14 protein-coding genes and 3 pseudogenes are annotated in these 17785 nt (G+C 64.5%); 12 read left to right on the top strand and 5 right to left on the bottom strand.

Features of this window, described 5'->3' with window-relative positions:
- The 3 genes from ehuD to ehuB form a co-directional block, all read right to left on the bottom strand.
- Window positions 1-660: an ectoine/hydroxyectoine ABC transporter permease subunit EhuD gene (ehuD, locus tag BMI01S_RS17770; RefSeq protein WP_028214182.1), complete on the bottom strand. Its 660-nt coding sequence runs from the start codon at window positions 658-660 to the stop codon at window positions 1-3.
- Window positions 657-1325 carry an ectoine/hydroxyectoine ABC transporter permease subunit EhuC gene (gene ehuC / locus BMI01S_RS17765; protein WP_028214183.1) on the bottom strand — a complete coding sequence of 223 codons (669 nt, stop codon included), beginning with the start codon at window positions 1323-1325 and terminating at the stop codon, window positions 657-659. Before ehuC ends, ehuD begins: the two co-directional genes overlap by 4 nt.
- A gap of 90 nt (window positions 1326-1415) precedes the next feature.
- The gene (ehuB, locus tag BMI01S_RS17760; protein ID WP_028231086.1) at window positions 1416-2270 is read right to left on the bottom strand and encodes an ectoine/hydroxyectoine ABC transporter substrate-binding protein EhuB; all 855 of its coding nucleotides are present in this window, start codon (window positions 2268-2270) and stop codon (window positions 1416-1418) included.
- A gap of 227 nt (window positions 2271-2497) precedes the next feature.
- On the opposite strand from ehuB, the gene ehuR reads away from it, so the two are divergent.
- The 8 genes from ehuR (at window position 2498) to BMI01S_RS17720 (ending at window position 11803) form a co-directional block, all read left to right on the top strand.
- Window positions 2498-3919 (top strand): MocR-like ectoine utilization transcription factor EhuR, encoded by a 1422-nt coding sequence (ehuR, locus tag BMI01S_RS17755; protein ID WP_028231085.1) that lies wholly within the window; start codon window positions 2498-2500, stop codon window positions 3917-3919.
- Window positions 3920-4029: 110 nt separating this feature from the next.
- Window positions 4030-5022 (top strand): hydroxyectoine utilization dehydratase EutB, encoded by a 993-nt coding sequence (gene eutB / locus BMI01S_RS17750; RefSeq protein ID WP_028231084.1) that lies wholly within the window; start codon window positions 4030-4032, stop codon window positions 5020-5022.
- Between the two features lies 1 nt (window position 5023).
- Window positions 5024-6022 (top strand): cyclodeaminase, encoded by a 999-nt coding sequence (locus BMI01S_RS17745; RefSeq protein ID WP_028231083.1) that lies wholly within the window; start codon window positions 5024-5026, stop codon window positions 6020-6022.
- Between the two features lie 25 nt (window positions 6023-6047).
- Window positions 6048-7262, top strand: a complete 1215-nt coding sequence (doeA, locus tag BMI01S_RS17740; protein WP_028231082.1) for an ectoine hydrolase DoeA — start codon at window positions 6048-6050, stop codon at window positions 7260-7262.
- Window positions 7263-7266: 4 nt separating this feature from the next.
- Window positions 7267-8304, top strand: a complete 1038-nt coding sequence (gene doeB, locus BMI01S_RS17735) for a N(2)-acetyl-L-2,4-diaminobutanoate deacetylase DoeB (protein WP_028214189.1) — start codon at window positions 7267-7269, stop codon at window positions 8302-8304.
- A 1-nt stretch (window position 8305) separates the two neighbouring features.
- Entirely contained in the window at window positions 8306-8776 is a 471-nt protein-coding gene (locus BMI01S_RS17730) for an Lrp/AsnC family transcriptional regulator (RefSeq protein ID WP_028231081.1), read from the top strand.
- Between the two features lie 132 nt (window positions 8777-8908).
- Window positions 8909-10387 (top strand): NAD-dependent succinate-semialdehyde dehydrogenase, encoded by a 1479-nt coding sequence (locus BMI01S_RS17725; RefSeq protein ID WP_028231080.1) that lies wholly within the window; start codon window positions 8909-8911, stop codon window positions 10385-10387.
- Between the two features lie 21 nt (window positions 10388-10408).
- Window positions 10409-11803, top strand: coding sequence for an aspartate aminotransferase family protein (locus BMI01S_RS17720; RefSeq protein ID WP_028214192.1), 1395 nt, complete (start codon window positions 10409-10411; stop codon window positions 11801-11803).
- 477 nt (window positions 11804-12280) lie between these two features.
- On the opposite strand, the pseudogene BMI01S_RS43045 reads toward BMI01S_RS17720, so the two are convergent.
- Window positions 12281-12424: pseudogene (locus tag BMI01S_RS43045) on the bottom strand (mandelate racemase); the annotation flags it as partial.
- 72 nt (window positions 12425-12496) lie between these two features.
- Window positions 12497-12766, bottom strand: a pseudogene (locus BMI01S_RS39090) (ISKra4-like element ISBugl3 family transposase); the annotation flags it as partial.
- 571 nt (window positions 12767-13337) lie between these two features.
- On the opposite strand from BMI01S_RS39090, the gene BMI01S_RS17710 reads away from it, so the two are divergent.
- From BMI01S_RS17710 to BMI01S_RS43040, 4 genes and pseudogenes are all read left to right on the top strand, one after another.
- Window positions 13338-13580 carry a hypothetical protein gene (locus BMI01S_RS17710; protein ID WP_028214193.1) on the top strand — a complete coding sequence of 81 codons (243 nt, stop codon included), beginning with the start codon at window positions 13338-13340 and terminating at the stop codon, window positions 13578-13580.
- A gap of 116 nt (window positions 13581-13696) precedes the next feature.
- Window positions 13697-14675, top strand: a pseudogene (locus BMI01S_RS17705) (nicotinate phosphoribosyltransferase); the annotation flags it as partial.
- A gap of 705 nt (window positions 14676-15380) precedes the next feature.
- Entirely contained in the window at window positions 15381-17147 is a 1767-nt protein-coding gene (locus BMI01S_RS17700; protein WP_255217809.1) for a TonB-dependent receptor, read from the top strand.
- Window positions 17113-17739, top strand: coding sequence for a TonB-dependent receptor domain-containing protein (locus BMI01S_RS43040; protein ID WP_255217808.1), 627 nt, complete (start codon window positions 17113-17115; stop codon window positions 17737-17739). Before BMI01S_RS17700 ends, BMI01S_RS43040 begins: the two co-directional genes overlap by 35 nt.
- Window positions 17740-17785 lie beyond the last annotated feature (46 nt).

Below are 17785 nucleotides of genomic sequence, written 5' to 3'. Positions count from 1 at the left end.
TCACGGCAGTCTGACGCGCCGTTCCAGATGCCGTATCCCCGAGGCGAACGTGATGCTGATGACGAGAAAGAACAGCCCCGTCATCGTGATCGGTTCGAGGTAGCGGAACGTTTCCGATCCGATATTTTTTGCCTGCTGCATCAGTTCAACGACGGTGATGGCCGACAGCACCGGCGTGTCCTTGAACATGGCGACGAGGTAGTTGCCGAGCGCCGGAATGACCGGCCGGATCGCCTGCGGCAGGATCACGTCGCGATAGGTGCGCGAACGCGAGAGCGACAGCGCGCACGCCGCTTCCCACTGGCCGCGCGCGACGCCGTTCAGCCCGGCGCGGTACACCTCCGAGACGTAGCACGCGTAATGCACCGCGATGCCGATCGTGCCCGCGGTCAGCGCGGTCATCGTAAGGCCGTAGAGCGGCGCGACGTAAAACAGCACGTACACCTGGATCAGCAGCGGCGTGCTGCGGATGAATTCGACGACGAACGCGGTCGAGCGCGAAACGGTGCGCACCGGGCTGCGCCGCAGCAGGGCGAGCACGAGACCGAGCACGAGCGCGATCGCGAAGCCGACCAGCGTGATGCCGATCGTGTACAGGCAGGCATGCAGCAGCGCGGGTGTGATCTGCAGCGCGTAGCCGATGTCGAAAAGCTGGCTCATCGTGCGACTCCCTGCAGGATGCCGTGGCTCACACGGCGTTCGACGCGGCGCATCAGCAGCACCAGCGCCTGCGCGATCACGAAGTAGATGAGCAGCGTGAGCGCGAAAATTTCGGCGGTCTTGAAGGTGGCCTCGTCGAGCTGGCGCGCGCGGAACGTGAGGTCCGAGAGTGTGATCAACGAGACGAGCGAGGTGCCCTTGATCAATTCGATCATCAGGTTCGTGGCAGGCGGCAGCGCGTTGATCATGGCCTGCGGCAGCACCACGCGAAAAAGCCGCGTGCGCGCCGACATGTTCAGCGCGAGCGCTGCTTCATACTGGCCGCCCGGTACGGACCGCAGCGCGCCGCGCAGGATTTCCGAACCGTAGGCGCCGTAGTGCAGTCCGAGCCCGACTACGGCGACCGTGAACGGCGTCAGCTCGATGTGGAACGGCGGCAGCGGCAGCACGAAGAAGAACCAGAAGAGCTGCACGAGCAGCGACGTGCCGCGGAACACCTCGACGTAGGCGTTGGCGATCCAGCGCACCGCGCGCCACGGTGCGGCGCGCAGCACGGTGGCGAGGCTCGCCATCACGATCGCGAGCACGATCGCGAAAGCCGCGATGCTGATGGTGAGCCCGGCGCCTTTCAGCAGCAGCGGCATTAATTCGTTGAGGTCACCCATGTCGTCTCCTTGCCTGCGATGACGGTTGGCGGTGCCGTGCGCGGCGCGTCGCGAAGAACGCACTGCGCACGGCGCGTTATGCGTGTTCGCTTAACCGCCGCACAATTGCGCGGCGGTCTTGTTCGTCACATTCGACTTGTCGAAGCCGAACGGCGCGACCGTCGACAGATGGTCCGGCGTGCCGAGCCATGCATGCAGTTGCTTGTTGACGGCGTCGCGCAGATCCGTGTCTTCGGGGCGGAAGGCGAGTGCGCCGTACCCTGTGTGCTTCGGATCGTCGCTGAACTGCTGGATCGCTTCGACCTGGTCCGACGCCTTCGCGGCGAGGTCCTTCATCGTCAGCGCGGTGCCGGCCGCGGCATCCGCGCGGCGAGCGCGCACGGCTTGCAGTTGCGCGGTCGTGTCGGGCACCTGGAGCAGCTGCGCATCTTTTACGCCCGAATCGCGCGCATAGCCGAACTCGACCGAACCGGCCATTACCGCGAGCTTCACGTCCGGGTTTTTGCTGACGTCCGCATAGCTGTGCAGCTTTTTCGGGTTGCCCGGAAGCGTGAGCAGCGTGTCGTGGATCTGATACTGCGGGTCGGCGAACGCGACCTGCTTGCAGCGCACGGGTGTCACGTACATGCCGGCTGCGATCACGTCGAAGCGTCCGGCGCGCAGGCCCGGAATCAGCGAACCCCATTCGGTCAGCACCGCATCGACCTTTTTCACGCCGAGCTTTGCAAAAATCTTGCGCGCGATTTCCGGCGATTCGCCGGTGACCGTGCCGTCCGGCGTCGTGTACGCGAACGGTTTTTCGTTCGCGTAGCCGATGCGGACTTCGCCGGTGCGCTGAATGCGCTGCAACGTGGTTTCCGCGTGTGCCGCCATGGCGGCTGCGCCGGCGGCGATGCACAGTGCGCCGAATGCGCTGATCGCGCGGAGTGCTGGCTTCAGTTTCATATCGATTCGTTCCCGTAGTGGTACGTCGCGTTTGAAGTATGTCGCCGCCCGCTACCGGCAGGCTTGCGGCTAGTGGAAAACCCTTGTCCAGCAAGGACTTCGCAGGGGCGGGTCCGCAGACATGGACTGAGCATACAAAGCCATATTTTTGTTCCCGATTGCTCTAGGACAATAATTTTCAGGCGCGCTTTTGGGTGACCATGAGTGCAAGTCGAAGGAGAGAGAACGTGGCGGGTAGGGCGAACGATCGGGTAGCGGCGAGCTGGCGCGAAGCGGTGGGCGCAGCGCATGGCGCCGAATCCAAATACAAGCGGCTCGTGAAGGCCATTGCAGGCGACATCGAAAGCGGCGCGCTCGGCGCCGGCGCACGGCTCGCGCCGCAGCGCGAAGTGGCGGCGGAACTCGGCATCAGCGTGCAGACGGTTACGAACGCTTACAAAGAACTGGAGCGACAAGGGCTGATCCGCTGCGAAGTCGGGCGCGGCAGCTTCGTCGCCGCGCGCGTGACGGAGTCGATGTCGAACTACATTCTCGATACGAGCGAGCGCGAGATCGTCGATTTCTCGATCGCGCGAATCGTGCACACGCCCGAGCACGACGCTAGCTGGCGCGAGGTGTGCGCGACGCTCGCCACGCTCGACGATCAGCCGTGGATCCGCTCGTTCCGGCCCATCGCGGGTTTCGAGCATCACCGCCAGGCGGGCGTTGCATGGCTCGCATCGCTGAACATGCCCGCGCAGGCGGACACGTTGCTCATCACCAACGGCGCCGCGCACGGCATCTTTCTCGCGCTCGCCACGACGGTCGGCCCCGGTGATACGGTGCTGTGCGAAAGCCTCACCGATCACGGCGTGATCGGCTCCGCGAACGTGCTGGGGTTTACGCTGAAAGGACTCGAAGTCGACGAGTACGGCATCCGGCCCGAGCACTTCGAGGAGATGTGCGACAGCGAGCGGATCAGCGCGCTCGTCTGCACGCCGACGCTGAACAATCCGACCGTATCGATGATGCCGGACTCGCGGCGCCGCGCGATTGCGCGCATCGCCGACCGTTATGGCGTGTACGTGATCGAGGACGACGTGTACGGCGCGCTGCCCGCGAAGGCGGCGACACCGATCGCGAGCCTGATTCCGGAGCTCGCGTTCTACAGCACGAGCATGACGAAGTCGGTGTTGACGGGGCTCCGCACCGGCTACCTCGCGATGCCGCGCCGGCTCGCGCTGCGCACGGAGAGCGTGCTGCGCGTGAGCAGCTGGATGGCGACGTCGCCGATTGCGGAGATTGCGACGCGCTGGATCGTGGACGGCACCGCGAAGCGGCTCGTCGCGCTTCAGCGCGAGCGGCTAGCGGTACGCCAGGCGATGGTGCGCGCATCGCTCGGCGAATATGTGCTCGGCAGCCATCCGCAGGCGCTGTCCGTGTGGCTGCGTGTGCCCGATTACTGGCAGGCCGATCGCGTGGTGCGCGAGTTGCGCAACCGGCAGATCGCAATCACGTCGCCGGACCCGTTCCTCGTCGGCAGCACGCCGCGGCCGAACGCGGTGCGGCTGTGCGTCGGCGCGGAAGTGAGCGATGCCGCGTGCAAGGCGGCGTTCGACACGATTGCCGAGGTGTTCGAACAGTACCCGCATCTGAACGATTTCATGTAGCGCAGCAACGCCCGCGAATCGGCGGGCGCGGATTGTACCAGTACATTCGAAAGGCAATCTGGCGACATTAGACTGGGCCGCACTGAAACATTTCCCAAGTCGTGCGCCTCATGTCTTCACTCACGCTTGCCGACGTCTACCGCGCGCGCCAGAGGCTTGCCGGGCGCGTCGCGCCTACGCCGCTCGTCGCGTCCGCATCGCTCACCGAACGCTCCGGCGTGCCCGTCTACCTGAAGCTCGAAACCGTCCAGCCGACCGGCAGCTTCAAGCTGCGCGGCGCGACCAACGCGCTCGCCCAACTCGCGCAAGAGGGCGTGAGGCGCGTCGTCACCGCATCGACTGGCAATCATGGCCGCGCGCTCGCCTATGCGGCGCGCGCGCTCGGCATCGAGGCGGCCGTGTGCATGTCGGCGCTCGTGCCGCAAAACAAGGTTCGCGCGGTCGCCGCACTCGGCGCGCGCATCGTGATCGCCGGGCACAGCCAGGACGATGCGCAGATCGAAGCGCAACGCCTCGTGCGCAAAGAAGGCTACGCATTCGTCCCGCCATTCGACGATGCGCGCGTCATCGCGGGCCAGGCGACGATCGGCCTGGAGATTCTCGAAGCGCTGCCCGATGCGGCGACGCTCATCGTGCCGCTGTCCGGGGGCGGCCTTTTCAGCGGCGTCGCGTTCGCCGCGAAGGCGATCCGGCCGGACGTCACGATGATCGGCGTGTCGATGGCGCGCGGCGCCGCGATGCACGCCAGCCTCGCGGCGGGCAAGCCGGTGCCGGTCGACGAACTCGAAACGCTCGCCGATTCGCTCGGCGGCGGCATCGGCCTCGACAATCGCCATACCTTCGCGATGACACGCGCATTGATCGACGACGTCGTCCTGCTCGACGAGGCGTCGATCGCGCGCGGCATCGTGCACGCCTACCGCGAAGAGCGCCTGGTGGTCGAAGGCGCGGCGGCGGTCGGCATCGCCGCGCTGCTCGACGGGCGCATCGGACACATCGAACGCCAGGCGGACAGCAGCGATACCGCCGGCCCGATCGTCGTGGTGCTGAGCGGCGCGAACATCGACATGGCGCAGCACCTGCGCATCATTTCGGATAACTGATATGCGTTTGCCGATCACACTCCTGAACGAGGCGCAACTGCGCGCGCTCGTGCCGCTCGACGTCACCGCCATCGACCAGGTCGAATCGGCGTTCGTGTCGCTCGCGACCGAGGCGGTCGCGATGCCGCCGATCCTGAATCTCGCGCTGCCGGAGCACAACGGCGAGGTGGACGTGAAGACCGCGTACCTGCCGCGCTTCGACAGCTTCGCGATCAAGGTGAGCCCCGGCTTTTTCGACAACCCGTCGCTCGGTCTGCCGAGCCTGAACGGGCTGATGCTCGTGTTATCGGCGCGCACCGGCCTGACCGAGGCTGTGCTGCTCGACAACGGCTATCTGACCGCGGTGCGCACCGCGGCAGCCGGCGCCGTGGCCGCGCGCTGGCTCTCGCGCCGCGACGCGAAGCACGCGGCGATCATCGGCGCGGGCGAGCAGGCGCGCCTGCAATTGAAGGCGCTGATGCTCGTGCGCAACATCGAATCGGTCAGCGTCTGGTCGCGCGACGTGGCGCAGGCCGAACGCTACGCAGCGGACATGAGCCGCGCATACAACCTGCTCTGCACGGTGGCCGGATCGGTGCACGAAGCGCTCGCGCACGCGGACGTCGCGGTGACGGCCACCCCGAGCCGCGAGCCGCTCGTTGGCGCGCACGACCTGCACGCGGGCCTGCACGTGACCGCGATGGGCTCCGACGCCGAGTACAAGACGGAAATTTCGCCGCTGGTGTTCCGCGCGGCGCACTACATCTGCGACCGGCTTTCGCAGACGCGCGTGCTCGGCGAGCTTTCGCATGCGATCCGCGCGGGCGTCGTAGCCGCCGACGCAGACTTCCCCGAACTCGGCGACGTGATCGCCGGACGCCGCGCGGGCCGCACGCGTGCGGACGAAATCACGATTTGCGATCTGACCGGCACCGGCGCGCAGGACACCGCGATTGCGGCGCTCGCGCTGCAACGCGCCCGCGCGAAGGGCGCCGGAACGATTTTCGATAACCATTCTTGACAACGTCAGGCACTGAGAGGGAACGATGTCAGCAATTGAAGAAGGGCAGGGGGCAGCATCCGGGCCTCGCCTCGCATTCGAGCGAAGCGAGTACGATGCCCGGATCGCCAAAACGCGCAGCGCGATGCAGAAGGCGGGCATCGAACTGCTGATCGTCACGGATCCGACCAACATGGCGTGGCTCACGGGCTACGACGGCTGGTCGTTCTACGTGCACCAGTGCGTGCTGGTGCCGATGCAAGGCGAGCCGGTGTGGTACGGGCGCGGCCAGGACGCGAACGGCGCGAAGCGCACCGCGTTCCTCGCGCACGACAACATCATCGGCTATCCCGACATCTACGTGCAGTCGCCGGTGCGCCATCCGATGGACTACCTGTCCACCGAGGTGATCGCCGCGCGCGGCTGGGAGCGCCTCACGATTGGCGTCGAACTGGACAACTACTACTTCAGCGCGGCCGCGTATGCCTCGCTGCAGAAGCATCTGCCGAACGCGCGCTGGGCCGATGCGACCGCGCTCGTGAACTGGCAGCGCGCGGTGAAGTCGCCGCGCGAGATCGAGTACATGCGCGTCGCCGCGCGCATCGTCGAGAAGATGCACGCGCGCATTCTCGATGTCATCGAGCCGGGCATGAAGAAGAACGAGCTCGTCGCGCAGATCTACGACGCGGGCATCACCGGCGCCGACGGTTTCGGCGGCGACTATCCGGCCATCGTGCCGCTGTTGCCGACCGGCGCCGACGCCGCTGCGCCGCACCTGACCTGGGACGACTCGAAGTTCGAACAGAACGCGGGCACGTTCTTCGAAATCGCCGGCTGCTATCGCCGCTATCACTGCCCGCAGTCGCGCACCGTGTATCTCGGCAAGCCGCCGAAGCACTTCATCGAAGGCGAGAAAGCGGTCGTCGAAGGCATCGAGGCCGGGCTCGCCGCCGCGAAGCCGGGCAACCGCTGCGAGGACATCGCGAACGCGTTTTTCGCGGTGCTCGCGAAGTTCGGCATCGAGAAAAACAGCCGCTGCGGCTATCCGATCGGCGCGAGCTATCCGCCGGACTGGGGCGAGCGCACGATGAGCCTGCGTCCCGGGGACCGCACCGTCCTCGAACCCGGCATGACGTTCCACTTCATGCCGGGCCTCTGGCTCGACGACTGGGGCCTCGAAATCACCGAGAGCATCCTGATTACCGATACGGGCGTCGAGACCTTCTGCACCACGCCGCGCAAACTGTTCGTGAAGGAGTAAGCCGATGCGAGCGTCACCGATAACGCCCACCGTCGATTTCGATCGGGACGGCGAGCAGCACGGCTTTTTGAAGCTGCCGTACTCGCGCGACGATTCCGCGTGGGGGGCCATCATGATTCCGGTCACCGTGATCCGCCGCGGCGAAGGCCCGACCGTGCTGTTGACGGGCGGCAACCACGGCGATGAGTACGAAGGACCTGTGGCGCTGTCGAAGCTCGCCGGCTCGCTGAGAGCGGCCGACGTGCGCGGGCGCGTAATCATCGTGCCGTTCATGAACTACCCGGCGTTTCGCGCGGGCCGGCGCACGTCGCCGATCGACGCGGGCAACCTGAACCGCAGCTTCCCCGGCAAGCCGGACGGCACGGTCACCGAGAAGATCGCCGATTACTTCCAGCGCTATCTGCTGCCGATGGCCGATTACGTGCTCGACATCCACGCGGGCGGCCGCACGCTCGACTTCGTGCCGTTCGCGGCGATCCACGTGCTGTCCGACCGCGATCAGGAAGCCCGCTGCGCGCGCGCGATGCGCGCGTTCGGCGCACCGTACTCGATGCAGATGCTCGAACTCGACAGCGTCGGCCTGTTCGACAGCGCCGTGGAAGAGGCGGGCAAGGTGTTCGTCTCGACGGAGCTGGGCGGCGGCGGCACGTCGACTGCGGCGAGCGTCGCAATCGCCGAGCGCGGGGTGCGCGGCTTTCTCGCGCATGCCGGTGTGCTCGCGCAAGCGTCGAACGAAGCGGCTCCCGTTTCGGACGCCGCGCGCACGACGACGCTGCTCGACATGCCCGACGGCGACTGCTTCACGACGAGCGAGCATCACGGCCTGCTGGAGATGTGCCGCGACCTGGGCGAGATGGTCGAGAAGGGCGACGTGCTCGCGCGGATTCACGACGTGAGCCGCACGGGCGCCGCGCCCTTCGACTACGTTGCGAAGCGCGCGGGATTGCTGGCCGCGCGGCACTTCCCGGGCCTCGTGCAGGCGGGCGACACGGTCGCGGTGGTCGCGCACGTCGTCGAACGCAACATCCCCGTGGCGGCGTGACTTGATCAAGCTCGATCGCTACGACCTCGCCATCCTGCGCATTCTCGCGCGCGACGGCCGGATCACGAAATCGAAGCTCGCCGAGGAGGTGAACCTGTCGATTTCGCCGGCCTGGGAGCGCGTGCGCAAGCTCGAAGAGAGCGGCGTGATCCGCGGCTATCGCGCGGACATCGACTGGGCGGGCGCGTTTCGCGGCAGCCGCATCGTCGTCGAGGTGACGCTCGCGCGTCATACCGCGCACGACATGCGGCGCTTCGAGGAGCGCATCGTTTCTGCACCCGAAGTAACGCATTGCTATGCGACTGGCGGCGGCGTCGATTACGTGCTGCACGTGATGTCTCGCGACATCGACCATTACCAGCGTTTCGTCGACGCGCTCCTCATGGAGGATATCGGCATCGAGCGCTACTTCACGTACATCGTCACGAAGATCGTGAAGAACGCCCCGGACGGCGTACCGGGCTGGGACTGAAAGATTTTCTGCAACGTCGGCGCGCAAAGAGAAAAAACCGCGTGCGGCACGGCGTAAAGCCGAAATTTCGCAAGGCGCATTTGCGAAAGAATGAGGCTCATGACGTCGCTACGTTATCGAGGAGGAGACGACATGCTGCCCGGACACCCCGTCCTTTTCAAATCGCTGTGCTACATGGATGGCCGCTGGATTCACAGCGACACCGCCGCGACAGTCGCCGTGCAAAACCCCGCCGATCAAAGCGTGATCGGTCACGTGCCGATGCTCGAACGCGCGCAGATCGTCGCGGCCGTCGACGCCGCGCAACGCGCGTTCGAATCGTGGCGCTGGGTGCCTCAGCAGCGCCGCAGTGCGGTGCTGCTGCGCTGGCACGAACTGATTCTGCGCCACCTCGAAGACCTCGCCGCGCTGCTGTCGCTCGAACAGGGCAAGCCGCTCAATGAATCGCGCGGCGAAATCCGCTACGCGGCGAGCTTCGTCGAGTGGTTCGCGAACGAAGCGAAGCGTCTCGCGGGACGCACGATTCCGACGCACATCGACGGCGCGCATCTCGGCACGCTGATGGAACCGGCTGGCGTCGCCGCGCTCATCACGCCGTGGAATTTCCCGGTCGCGATGATCACCCGCAAGGCGGCCGCCGCCATCGCGATCGGCTGCACGACCGTCGTGAAGCCCGCGCACGAAACGCCGTTTTCGGCGCTCGCGCTGGCGCAACTCTCGGAAGAAGCTGGCTTCCCGCCCGGCGTGTTCAACGTCGTGCTCGGCGAACCGCAGATGGCGATGGAAACGCTCGTGTCCGACACACGCGTGCGCGCGGTGAGCTTCACCGGCTCGACGCGCGTTGGTGGCCTCGTCACGCAGGCAGCTGCGCAGGCGGGCATCAAGAAGGTCGCGCTCGAACTCGGCGGCAACGCGCCGTTCATCGTGACCGAAGACGCGGACCTCGAACAGGCGGTGAAGGTTGCCGTCGGAGCGAAGTTCCAGACGTCGGGCCAGGATTGCTGCGCGGCGAACCGCATTTTCGTCGCGCGTGCGCTGTACGAAGCGTTCGTCGAACGCTACGCGGCAGCCGTGTGCGCGCTGAAGACCGGCCCGGCGTTCGAGGAGGGCGTCGACGTCGGCCCGCTCATGCATCAGGCTGCGTTCGACACGACCGTCGCACGCGTCGCCGATGCGCGCGAGAAGGGCGCACGCATTCTCGCCGGGGGCAAGCCGCACGCACTCGGCGGCTGGTTCTACGAACCGACCGTGATCGCCGATGCCCGGCCCGGCATGCGCGTCTACGACGAGGAAAACTTCGCGCCGATTTCGGCGGTCTGCGCATTCGATACGCTCGACGAAGTGGTCGCGAAAGCAAACGACACCGAATACGGACTTGCCGCGTATGTCTGCGCGAACCGTATCGACACGATCTTCCAGCTCGTGCGGCGGCTCGACTTCGCAATGGTGTCCGTCAATGGCGTGAAGTTCACTGGCGCGCCCATCCCGTTCGGCGGCATGAAGGCATCGGGCCTCGGCCGCGAAGGCGGCGCGGAAGGCTTCGAGCCGTTCACCGAAACCAAATATTTCTGCCTTGGCAACCTTGGCCTGCCGCTCACGGCGACGGCCTGAACCTACATCAGGAGCACCATCATGACCCGATCGCTCGACGCACTGTTCGAACAGGACCGCACACACTTCATGCACCCCTCCACGCACGCGTACGATCACGCGTCCGGCGCGCTGCCGGGCAAGATCATCCGCGGCGCGAAAGGCATCCGCATCGAAGACCATCAAGGCAAGCAGTACATCGACGCTTTCGCGGGCCTGTACTGCGTGAACATCGGCTATGGCCGCACCGAAGTGGCCGAAGCCATCTACGAGCAAGCGAAGCAGCTCGCGTATTACCACACGTATGTGGGCCACTCGTCGGATGCGATCATCGAACTGTCCTCGCGCATCATCGACTGGGCGCCCGCCGGCATGAAGAAGGTTTACTACGGAATGTCCGGCTCGGATGCGAACGAAACGCAGATCAAGATCGTCTGGTACTACAACAACGTACTCGGCCGCCCGAACAAGAAGAAGATCATCTCGCGCGATCGCGGCTATCACGGCTCGGGCATCGTGACCGGCAGCCTGACCGGGCTGCCGAGTTTTCATCAGCACTTCGACCTGCCGGTCGAGCGCGTGAAGCACACCATTTGCCCGCATTGGTATCGCAGGGCGCCCGCCGGCATGAGCGAAGCGCAGTTCGTCGCGTACTGCGTCGAGGAACTCGAAAAGCTGATCGCGCGCGAAGGCGCGGACACGATCGCCGCGTTCATCGGCGAGCCGGTGATGGGCACGGGCGGCATCATCGCGCCGCCGCAAGGCTACTGGGCCGCGATTCAGGACGTGCTCAAGAAGCATGACATCCTGCTGATCGCCGACGAAGTCGTGTGCGGTTTCGGCCGTATCGGCTCGAAGATGGGCTCGCAGCATTTCGACATGCAGCCGGACCTGATCACTGTCGCGAAAGGATTGACGAGCGCGTATGCGCCGCTGTCCGGCGTGATCGTCGGCGAAAAGGTGTGGGACGTGATCGCGCGCGGCTCGCAGGAACACGGCCCGATGGGGCACGGCTGGACGTACTCGGGACACCCTGTGTGCGCGGCAGCGGCGCTCGCGAACCTCGACATCCTCGAACGCGAGAACCTGACGCGCAATGCGGCGGAAGTCGGCGCGTATTTCGGCCAGCAATTGCACGCGGCGTTCGACAATCATCCGTTCGTCGGCGAAGTGCGTAGCATCGGCATGCTCGCGGCGCTGGAGTTCATGGCCGACAAGGACGCGCGCAAGCCGTTTGACGCCGCGCTGAAAGTCGGTCCGCAAGTGTCGGCGGCAACGCTGCAACGGGGCGTGATTGCGCGCGCGATGCCGCACGGCGACATCCTCGGTTTCGCGCCGCCGCTCGTGATGACGCGCGCTGAAGCGGACGAGATCGTCGGAATCGTGAAGGAAGCAGTCGACGAAGTGGCGGAGCGCACGCTGGCTGTGGCGGGGTAACGCTGGTGGGCGGTGGCGGGCGGGTGGTTGCAGCTTTGCCCGTGGTGCCGGCTGCCGCCGCCCGCGCGTGTTCGTTGTGCGATCGAGCTTACCTGGAATGCCGTGGCGTTTCTCGTGAGCGGCAAGCGGGTCGTGTTGGTCAAGCGCGCCGTCGAAGGCAGGAATCGCGGCGCGCCTGGTCACGTTGTCCGGTTTGCGGACGTTGCCTGGCTGGGACATCTGGTGGCTCTATGCGACGCTGGGTTGCCCCACACCCAGGCTGGAGGTACCATTTTAAATAGATAGCATGATCGCATTTCAATACGCATTCCTTATTGTGTGAATGCACGTCGCCAAAAGTGCATCTGGTCATCCGGTCACTATCGCCCAGTTCAACGCCGGCGAAAGAGCGGATGCAGAGACGCAGCAACCGAACACCGTTGGCCGCACCCATCTGTCTTTGTTAAGCGTCGAAGCTTCCGGATTTTCTGGCAGAAGCTATGTCGATAACTTCCGCATCTCTTCGATCAGGTCCCGCTTGCCCTCAAACCCGATCCCCGGCAAATCCGGCAGCGTCACGTAACCGTCTTCGACTTTCACTCCATCGGGAAAGCCACCCTACGGCAGGAAAAGATCCGGATGTTGGTGCTCGCAGTTTTTGCTAGCCATGACCACGGATTTTGGGAGTGGACGAAAAGTGAGGGAGCGTACGGTTCAGCGTCGAACAGACTCGGACGACCTGAAATGCGGAAAACGCTTCAGGAAACAGCGCTCCAATCTACCGTCAAGCAGCTCGACGCGAGTCTGCAGCAGATAATGCGCTCCCTTCATGGACCAGCGCATCTGTTGTCGCTTTGACAGGCGGCGATTGACCAAGTGATTCATGACCGATTCCGCTGATGCCGACGAAACGCGGCGTCCCTCCATACGGGCCTGCTGGTAGTCGACAAGGTCTCGCTGGTTGTTTTCCAGGAACGAGCGTATCCCGTTGATTATGTGAAGCTTGGCGGGATCCTGGAGAATTTCCCGGCCAAGCGCGCGGCGTCGTGACGTTCGTGCACGGCAGCGGCAGCAGCGCGGCTGAAAGTAGCGGACGGTGTCGCCGAGTCGCAGATTCCCGACAGCGCCGATGCTGCGGTCGACCATCAAATCGTATGGCTCGCCATTGTCTTCGAGCAGCGTGATGCTGACGCGGCCGGTGTCGATCGCAATGACGACCGCATTCGCATCCTCGGGTTCGCCGTCCCGGCGTTCGTCGCGGCCGCGTCGCCGGACGTCACAAGTGCCGGTGCCGCGCCGACAAGGAAACTGTATCGCCATCCACGTTTCAAGGTGACTTCTCCGCTGTTTTCCGCAAGCGCATATTTGCCGACGTTACCGGCGCCTCGACGGTGACGGCATTTGACCGCCTGGGAGCGTTGCAGGGCTTGACTTGCATCAATTCCTTCGCCGCCGCTTCGCCGAATCATGCGCATAAGGGGGGCGCTTCAGCTAGCGCAGCCCCTGCATCCGTGAATTTGCGAGAAAGAAATCCCGGTGGGCGATGGAGGAAGACATGATCAAGAATGTGGGTACTGCTGAAAAGATTCGGGCAGAAATTCTGCGCCGGGTTCAAGAGGATGCCGATCTTGGTGACAGCTGCCGTGATTGCGACATTTCGATTCCGCGCAAGGTCGATCCAGTGGAGAACGGGGGGTGCAATTGGATCGTCGACGAGTTTCCAGGGGTTGCGCAGGAGTGTATGGCGCCTTTGAAAGCCGTGATCGGCGAAATGATGCGCGAATATGAACTGTCCTGAGCCTTTGCGGGACCTGCGTTCGCAATCCTCTGCGCAGGTCGGTACGTGCCTGGCCGGAGAGCGACGTGTCCAGCATTTTTCCGACTGCTCCCGCGCCGTAGGGGCGCGCCATGATCCAGCTAGTTGAGAGCCGCGTCATGAACCTGCTGCACTATCAGACGCTGGTGGCGAGCAAGGCAGCACGCATCGTGCTGGCGGCGCGCGGCAATCAACTCGTCGACTTTGGGCTACGGCGCGCGCACCGGTGCCGAGGCCGGCCTCCTCTCGGCGCGAGCCAGCTATCTGGCCGGATTCACCGGCACCGCGCCACAGCTCGCGGGCGCGCTCTGGGGCATACCCACGTTTGGGACGATGGCCCATTCGTATGTTCAGGCGCACCGCAGAGAACTCGACGCATTCGAGCACTTCGCGCGAGCGCAGCCGCACAACGCCACGCTCCTCATTGATACCTACGACACGGAAGCGGCGGCCGGCACGGTGGTCGAGCTCGGGCGGCGGTTGGCATGCGATGGCATTTCCATCCGGGGCGTGCGGCTCGACAGCGGCGATCTTGCCACGCACGCCAGGCAGGTACGCGCGATTCTCGACGAAGGCGGCATGCATGACACGACGATTTTCGCGAGCGGAAATCTCGACGAATACCTTTTGCGTGATCTGATCGAATGCGGTGCGCCAATCGATGGCTTTGGCGTGGGCACGCGGATGAACACCTCTGCGGATGCGCCGTACCTCGATTGCGCCTGCAAGCTCGTCGAATACTCGTGCGAGCCGCGCCGCAAGCGCTCGGAGGGCAAGGCGACACTGCCTGGCCGCAAGCAGGTTTTCCGCAACCATGATGGGGCCGGCCGTATTCTCGAGGACTGTCTCGCACTGGCGCATGAAATGCACGACGGTGTCCCCTTGCTGGGTACCGCGATGCGAGACGGCCAGCGGTGCGCGCTGCCGCCAATCGACGCAATTCGCGCCCATGCCGCGCGCGAGCCTGCGTCGCTGCCGGGGCGCCTGCGTACGCTCAAAGGTTCAGCCATTTCGGCCCCGGCTCTCCGCACGACTCGAGGCGCTCATCGCACAGTTGGATCGTGGTTCCTGACGTGAATTGAGAAGCCATTGTGCCGGGCGGCTTTTGCCTTTTGCTCCAGTCACGAAGACGAGGAGAGTTCCGCAAATTGACCGGCAGGGCCCCGATGCCGTTGCCGATCACCAGCTGGCGGCAGTTTCACGGAATGTCTTCGTCGATCGAAACCAGTGTATGTCCGGATGTCTCCCGGTACTTGCGCGACGTCGATCGACCTGCAGCACGGCATCATCGTCTGAATGCCGAAACCCACAGGCTGGTGGCGGCGACGCTTGCGCCTTGTCACGGACGCTTACGGCGCTCGGCGACATGGCGCGCCGCCAGGAATGCCCGCCACGCAATCGACGACGCAAATCAATTTTGCAAACAAGAATCGTTTACATTTGCGTTACGGGATTGTATATTTCTCCCTGCAACGGCATGACAAGCCCCACTGATGACGGGCAAGGGAACTCCCCTCGAGCACGGCCGTTGCTATCCCCCGCCATGCGCAGGCATCGCCACGTCCTCGGTTGCGTGCCTGCGGCGCATGAATTTCCGTAGGCGCTTGCTCGCATAGCCGGCCAGCGCCCGGCGAATCGCGCCAATCATTCGAATGCCAGGCAATCGGGCCGCTCCTCGCTCACTGTCAGCGAAGGCTGCAGATGGAGCCTGCGCGTTTTCCGGATGTTTCGTAGTGCTACGTAGTATGGGGAAGCATGTTCAAGAAGAACGGGAGCTGTTTGATGAAGCAGAAAGTCACATCGGTTGCGATTCGCCGTCTGGTTTCCGGTGCCGCCAACGCGAGTGTCGCCATGACGCTCACCTCCGTGCCCCTGATGGTGTTCGCGCAAGACCCGGCCACAACGGCCCAGGCGCGCAAAGACCAGCAGGTGGGCATCGATGCCGCCGGCGAGACGGCGCAACCGGTCGCGCAGGTGCCCAACGACGTTCCGCCTGCCACGGCGGTTGGCGGCGCACTGCCGAAGATTTCCGTCACGGCAAGGGCGCTGCTCAATACGAACGAAGCCTCCACCGGCATCGCGCGGCTTCCTGATACGGTCAGGGAAATGCCGCAGACCGTCAACGTGGTGCCACGCGAACTGATCGAGCAGCAGAAGGCCACGTCGCTCGAGCAGATTTTGAAGAACGTACCGGGCATCACGATGTCGACCGGCGAGGGCAATGGCGGCCAGAACGGCGATCAGTTCAAGATTCGCGGCCTGTCGGCCAAGGGCGATATCTATATCGACGGCCTGCGCGACTTCGGCGCGTACAAGCGAGACAGTTTCGCTATCGATAGCGTGCAGGTCATCAAGGGGGCTTCGGGCGACAGCTTCGGCGTGGGCAGCATTGGCGGTATCATCAACCAGACCTCGAAGTTCGCGAATCTCGATACGGCAACGAATGTCGATCAAAGCGGCGGCTCGGGCTCGACGTATCGCACGACAGTCGACAGCAACATCAAGCTCGCCGACACGACGGCGCTGCGCGTGAACGGCATGTACCAGAGCGGCAATACGCCCGATCGCGACAATGTGAAGGACAACCGTGCCGGTGTGGCGCTGGACTTGGGCACGGGCATGGGCACGAATACCGAGTGGCATCTCGGCTACTCATACCTGCATCGCGATGGCGTGCCCGACTACGGCGTGCCGATGGCGCAGGGGGCCGACGGCATCTATCGCCCGCTGCTCGAATACGGCGTTCCGGGCATCGATCCGTCGACATCGTATGTTCGCAATACCGATCGCGACAAAAGCGATACGCACATCGTCTCATCGCTCTTCACGAAGAACCTCGACAACGGCGTCCAGATCCACAACGACACACGCTTTACGTTCTACCAGCGCGATTTCTCGTCGACGAATCCGGCAGCGGTCAGCTACGCCAATCTGCAGAAGCTGCTGGCTGGACAGAACGTCGCGCTCAGGTACGGCGCGGGCGGCGGTGTTGCGTATCTTCAGCGCGGCATCGGCGTGCAGAACGTGAACACCGCGAAGAGCGAATTCAATCTCGGCCAGTTCCGCAATCGCGCCGTGATTGGTCTCGACATGAACTATCAGCGCGACCACCGCGACCAGGGTGCCTGGACCGGCCGGGTGAACAATCAGACGGTGGTCAATCCGCAATATCAGATGCCCGCCGGCTGGCGGCTCGGGTACGGTGCGACCACGCGCGACGCGGAATCGTCGGATATCGGCGTGTTCGCGAACGATCGCATCTGGCTCACGCAGCAGTTCTCACTGCTCGGCAATCTGCGCTGGGACTATTTCCGCAGCAAGTATTGGACGAACGCGACAACCGTGGCTGGGGGCACGGCCACTTCGAGCAAGGTCAGTCCCGCGATTTCGGCGATCTGGGAGCCGACGAGGGACACCATGTTCTATACGTCGTTCTCGCGCACCTATCGTCCTGTCGGCACCGATATCGCACTGGCCGTCGGCCGGCGTGCAATCGGAGGTGCCGCAAAACGGCGTGGGCAACGAGCCCGAGCGCGCGGATACCGTTGAAGTGGGCACGAAGCTCGACTTGCTCGACAAGCGCCTCGGCGTGACGGCCGCGTTGTTCCAGACGCGCAAGTCGCATTCGTACACGGTGGATCCGGACACGGGCGAGCTTGCGCCGGGCTTCTCGGACAACGGCGAAGGCTACCGCATTCGTGGTGTCGAACTGGGACTCTCGGGCTGGATCACGAACAACTGGTCGGCCAACATCGCATATGCGTACCTGAACGGCACCGTTACCGAGGCGAGCGCGGCGACCTCCATCGGCAACACGGCGCCGGGCGTGCCGGCCAATAACGTGACGCTGTGGACGAGCTACATCGTCCCGCATTCATTGCTATTGCTTCCGGGCAGGCTCACGGTGGCCGGCGGACTGCAGTACAGCTCGGGCTACTGGGTCGATTCGGCCAACAGGGCGCGCATGCCCGACAATTTCTCGCTCGACAGCATGATCGGATACGAGCAGGGGCCGTACCGCCTCTCGCTCAATCTGTATAACCTCACCGACCACCGGAACTATCAGTCGGCGTTCAGCACGGCGCGTGCGGTTCCCGCTTCGCGACGCACGTTCCTGCTGAGCGCGGGCGTGATGTTCTGATCGCGGCGATTGCCACGGGCGGCTGCGCGCCGGTGCAAAGGCATAG

Origin of the sequence: Paraburkholderia mimosarum LMG 23256 = NBRC 106338, from assembly GCF_000739815.1 — a bacterium.
GTDB lineage: Bacteria > Pseudomonadota > Gammaproteobacteria > Burkholderiales > Burkholderiaceae > Paraburkholderia > Paraburkholderia mimosarum.
This window is presented reverse-complemented; position numbering and strand designations above follow the sequence as displayed.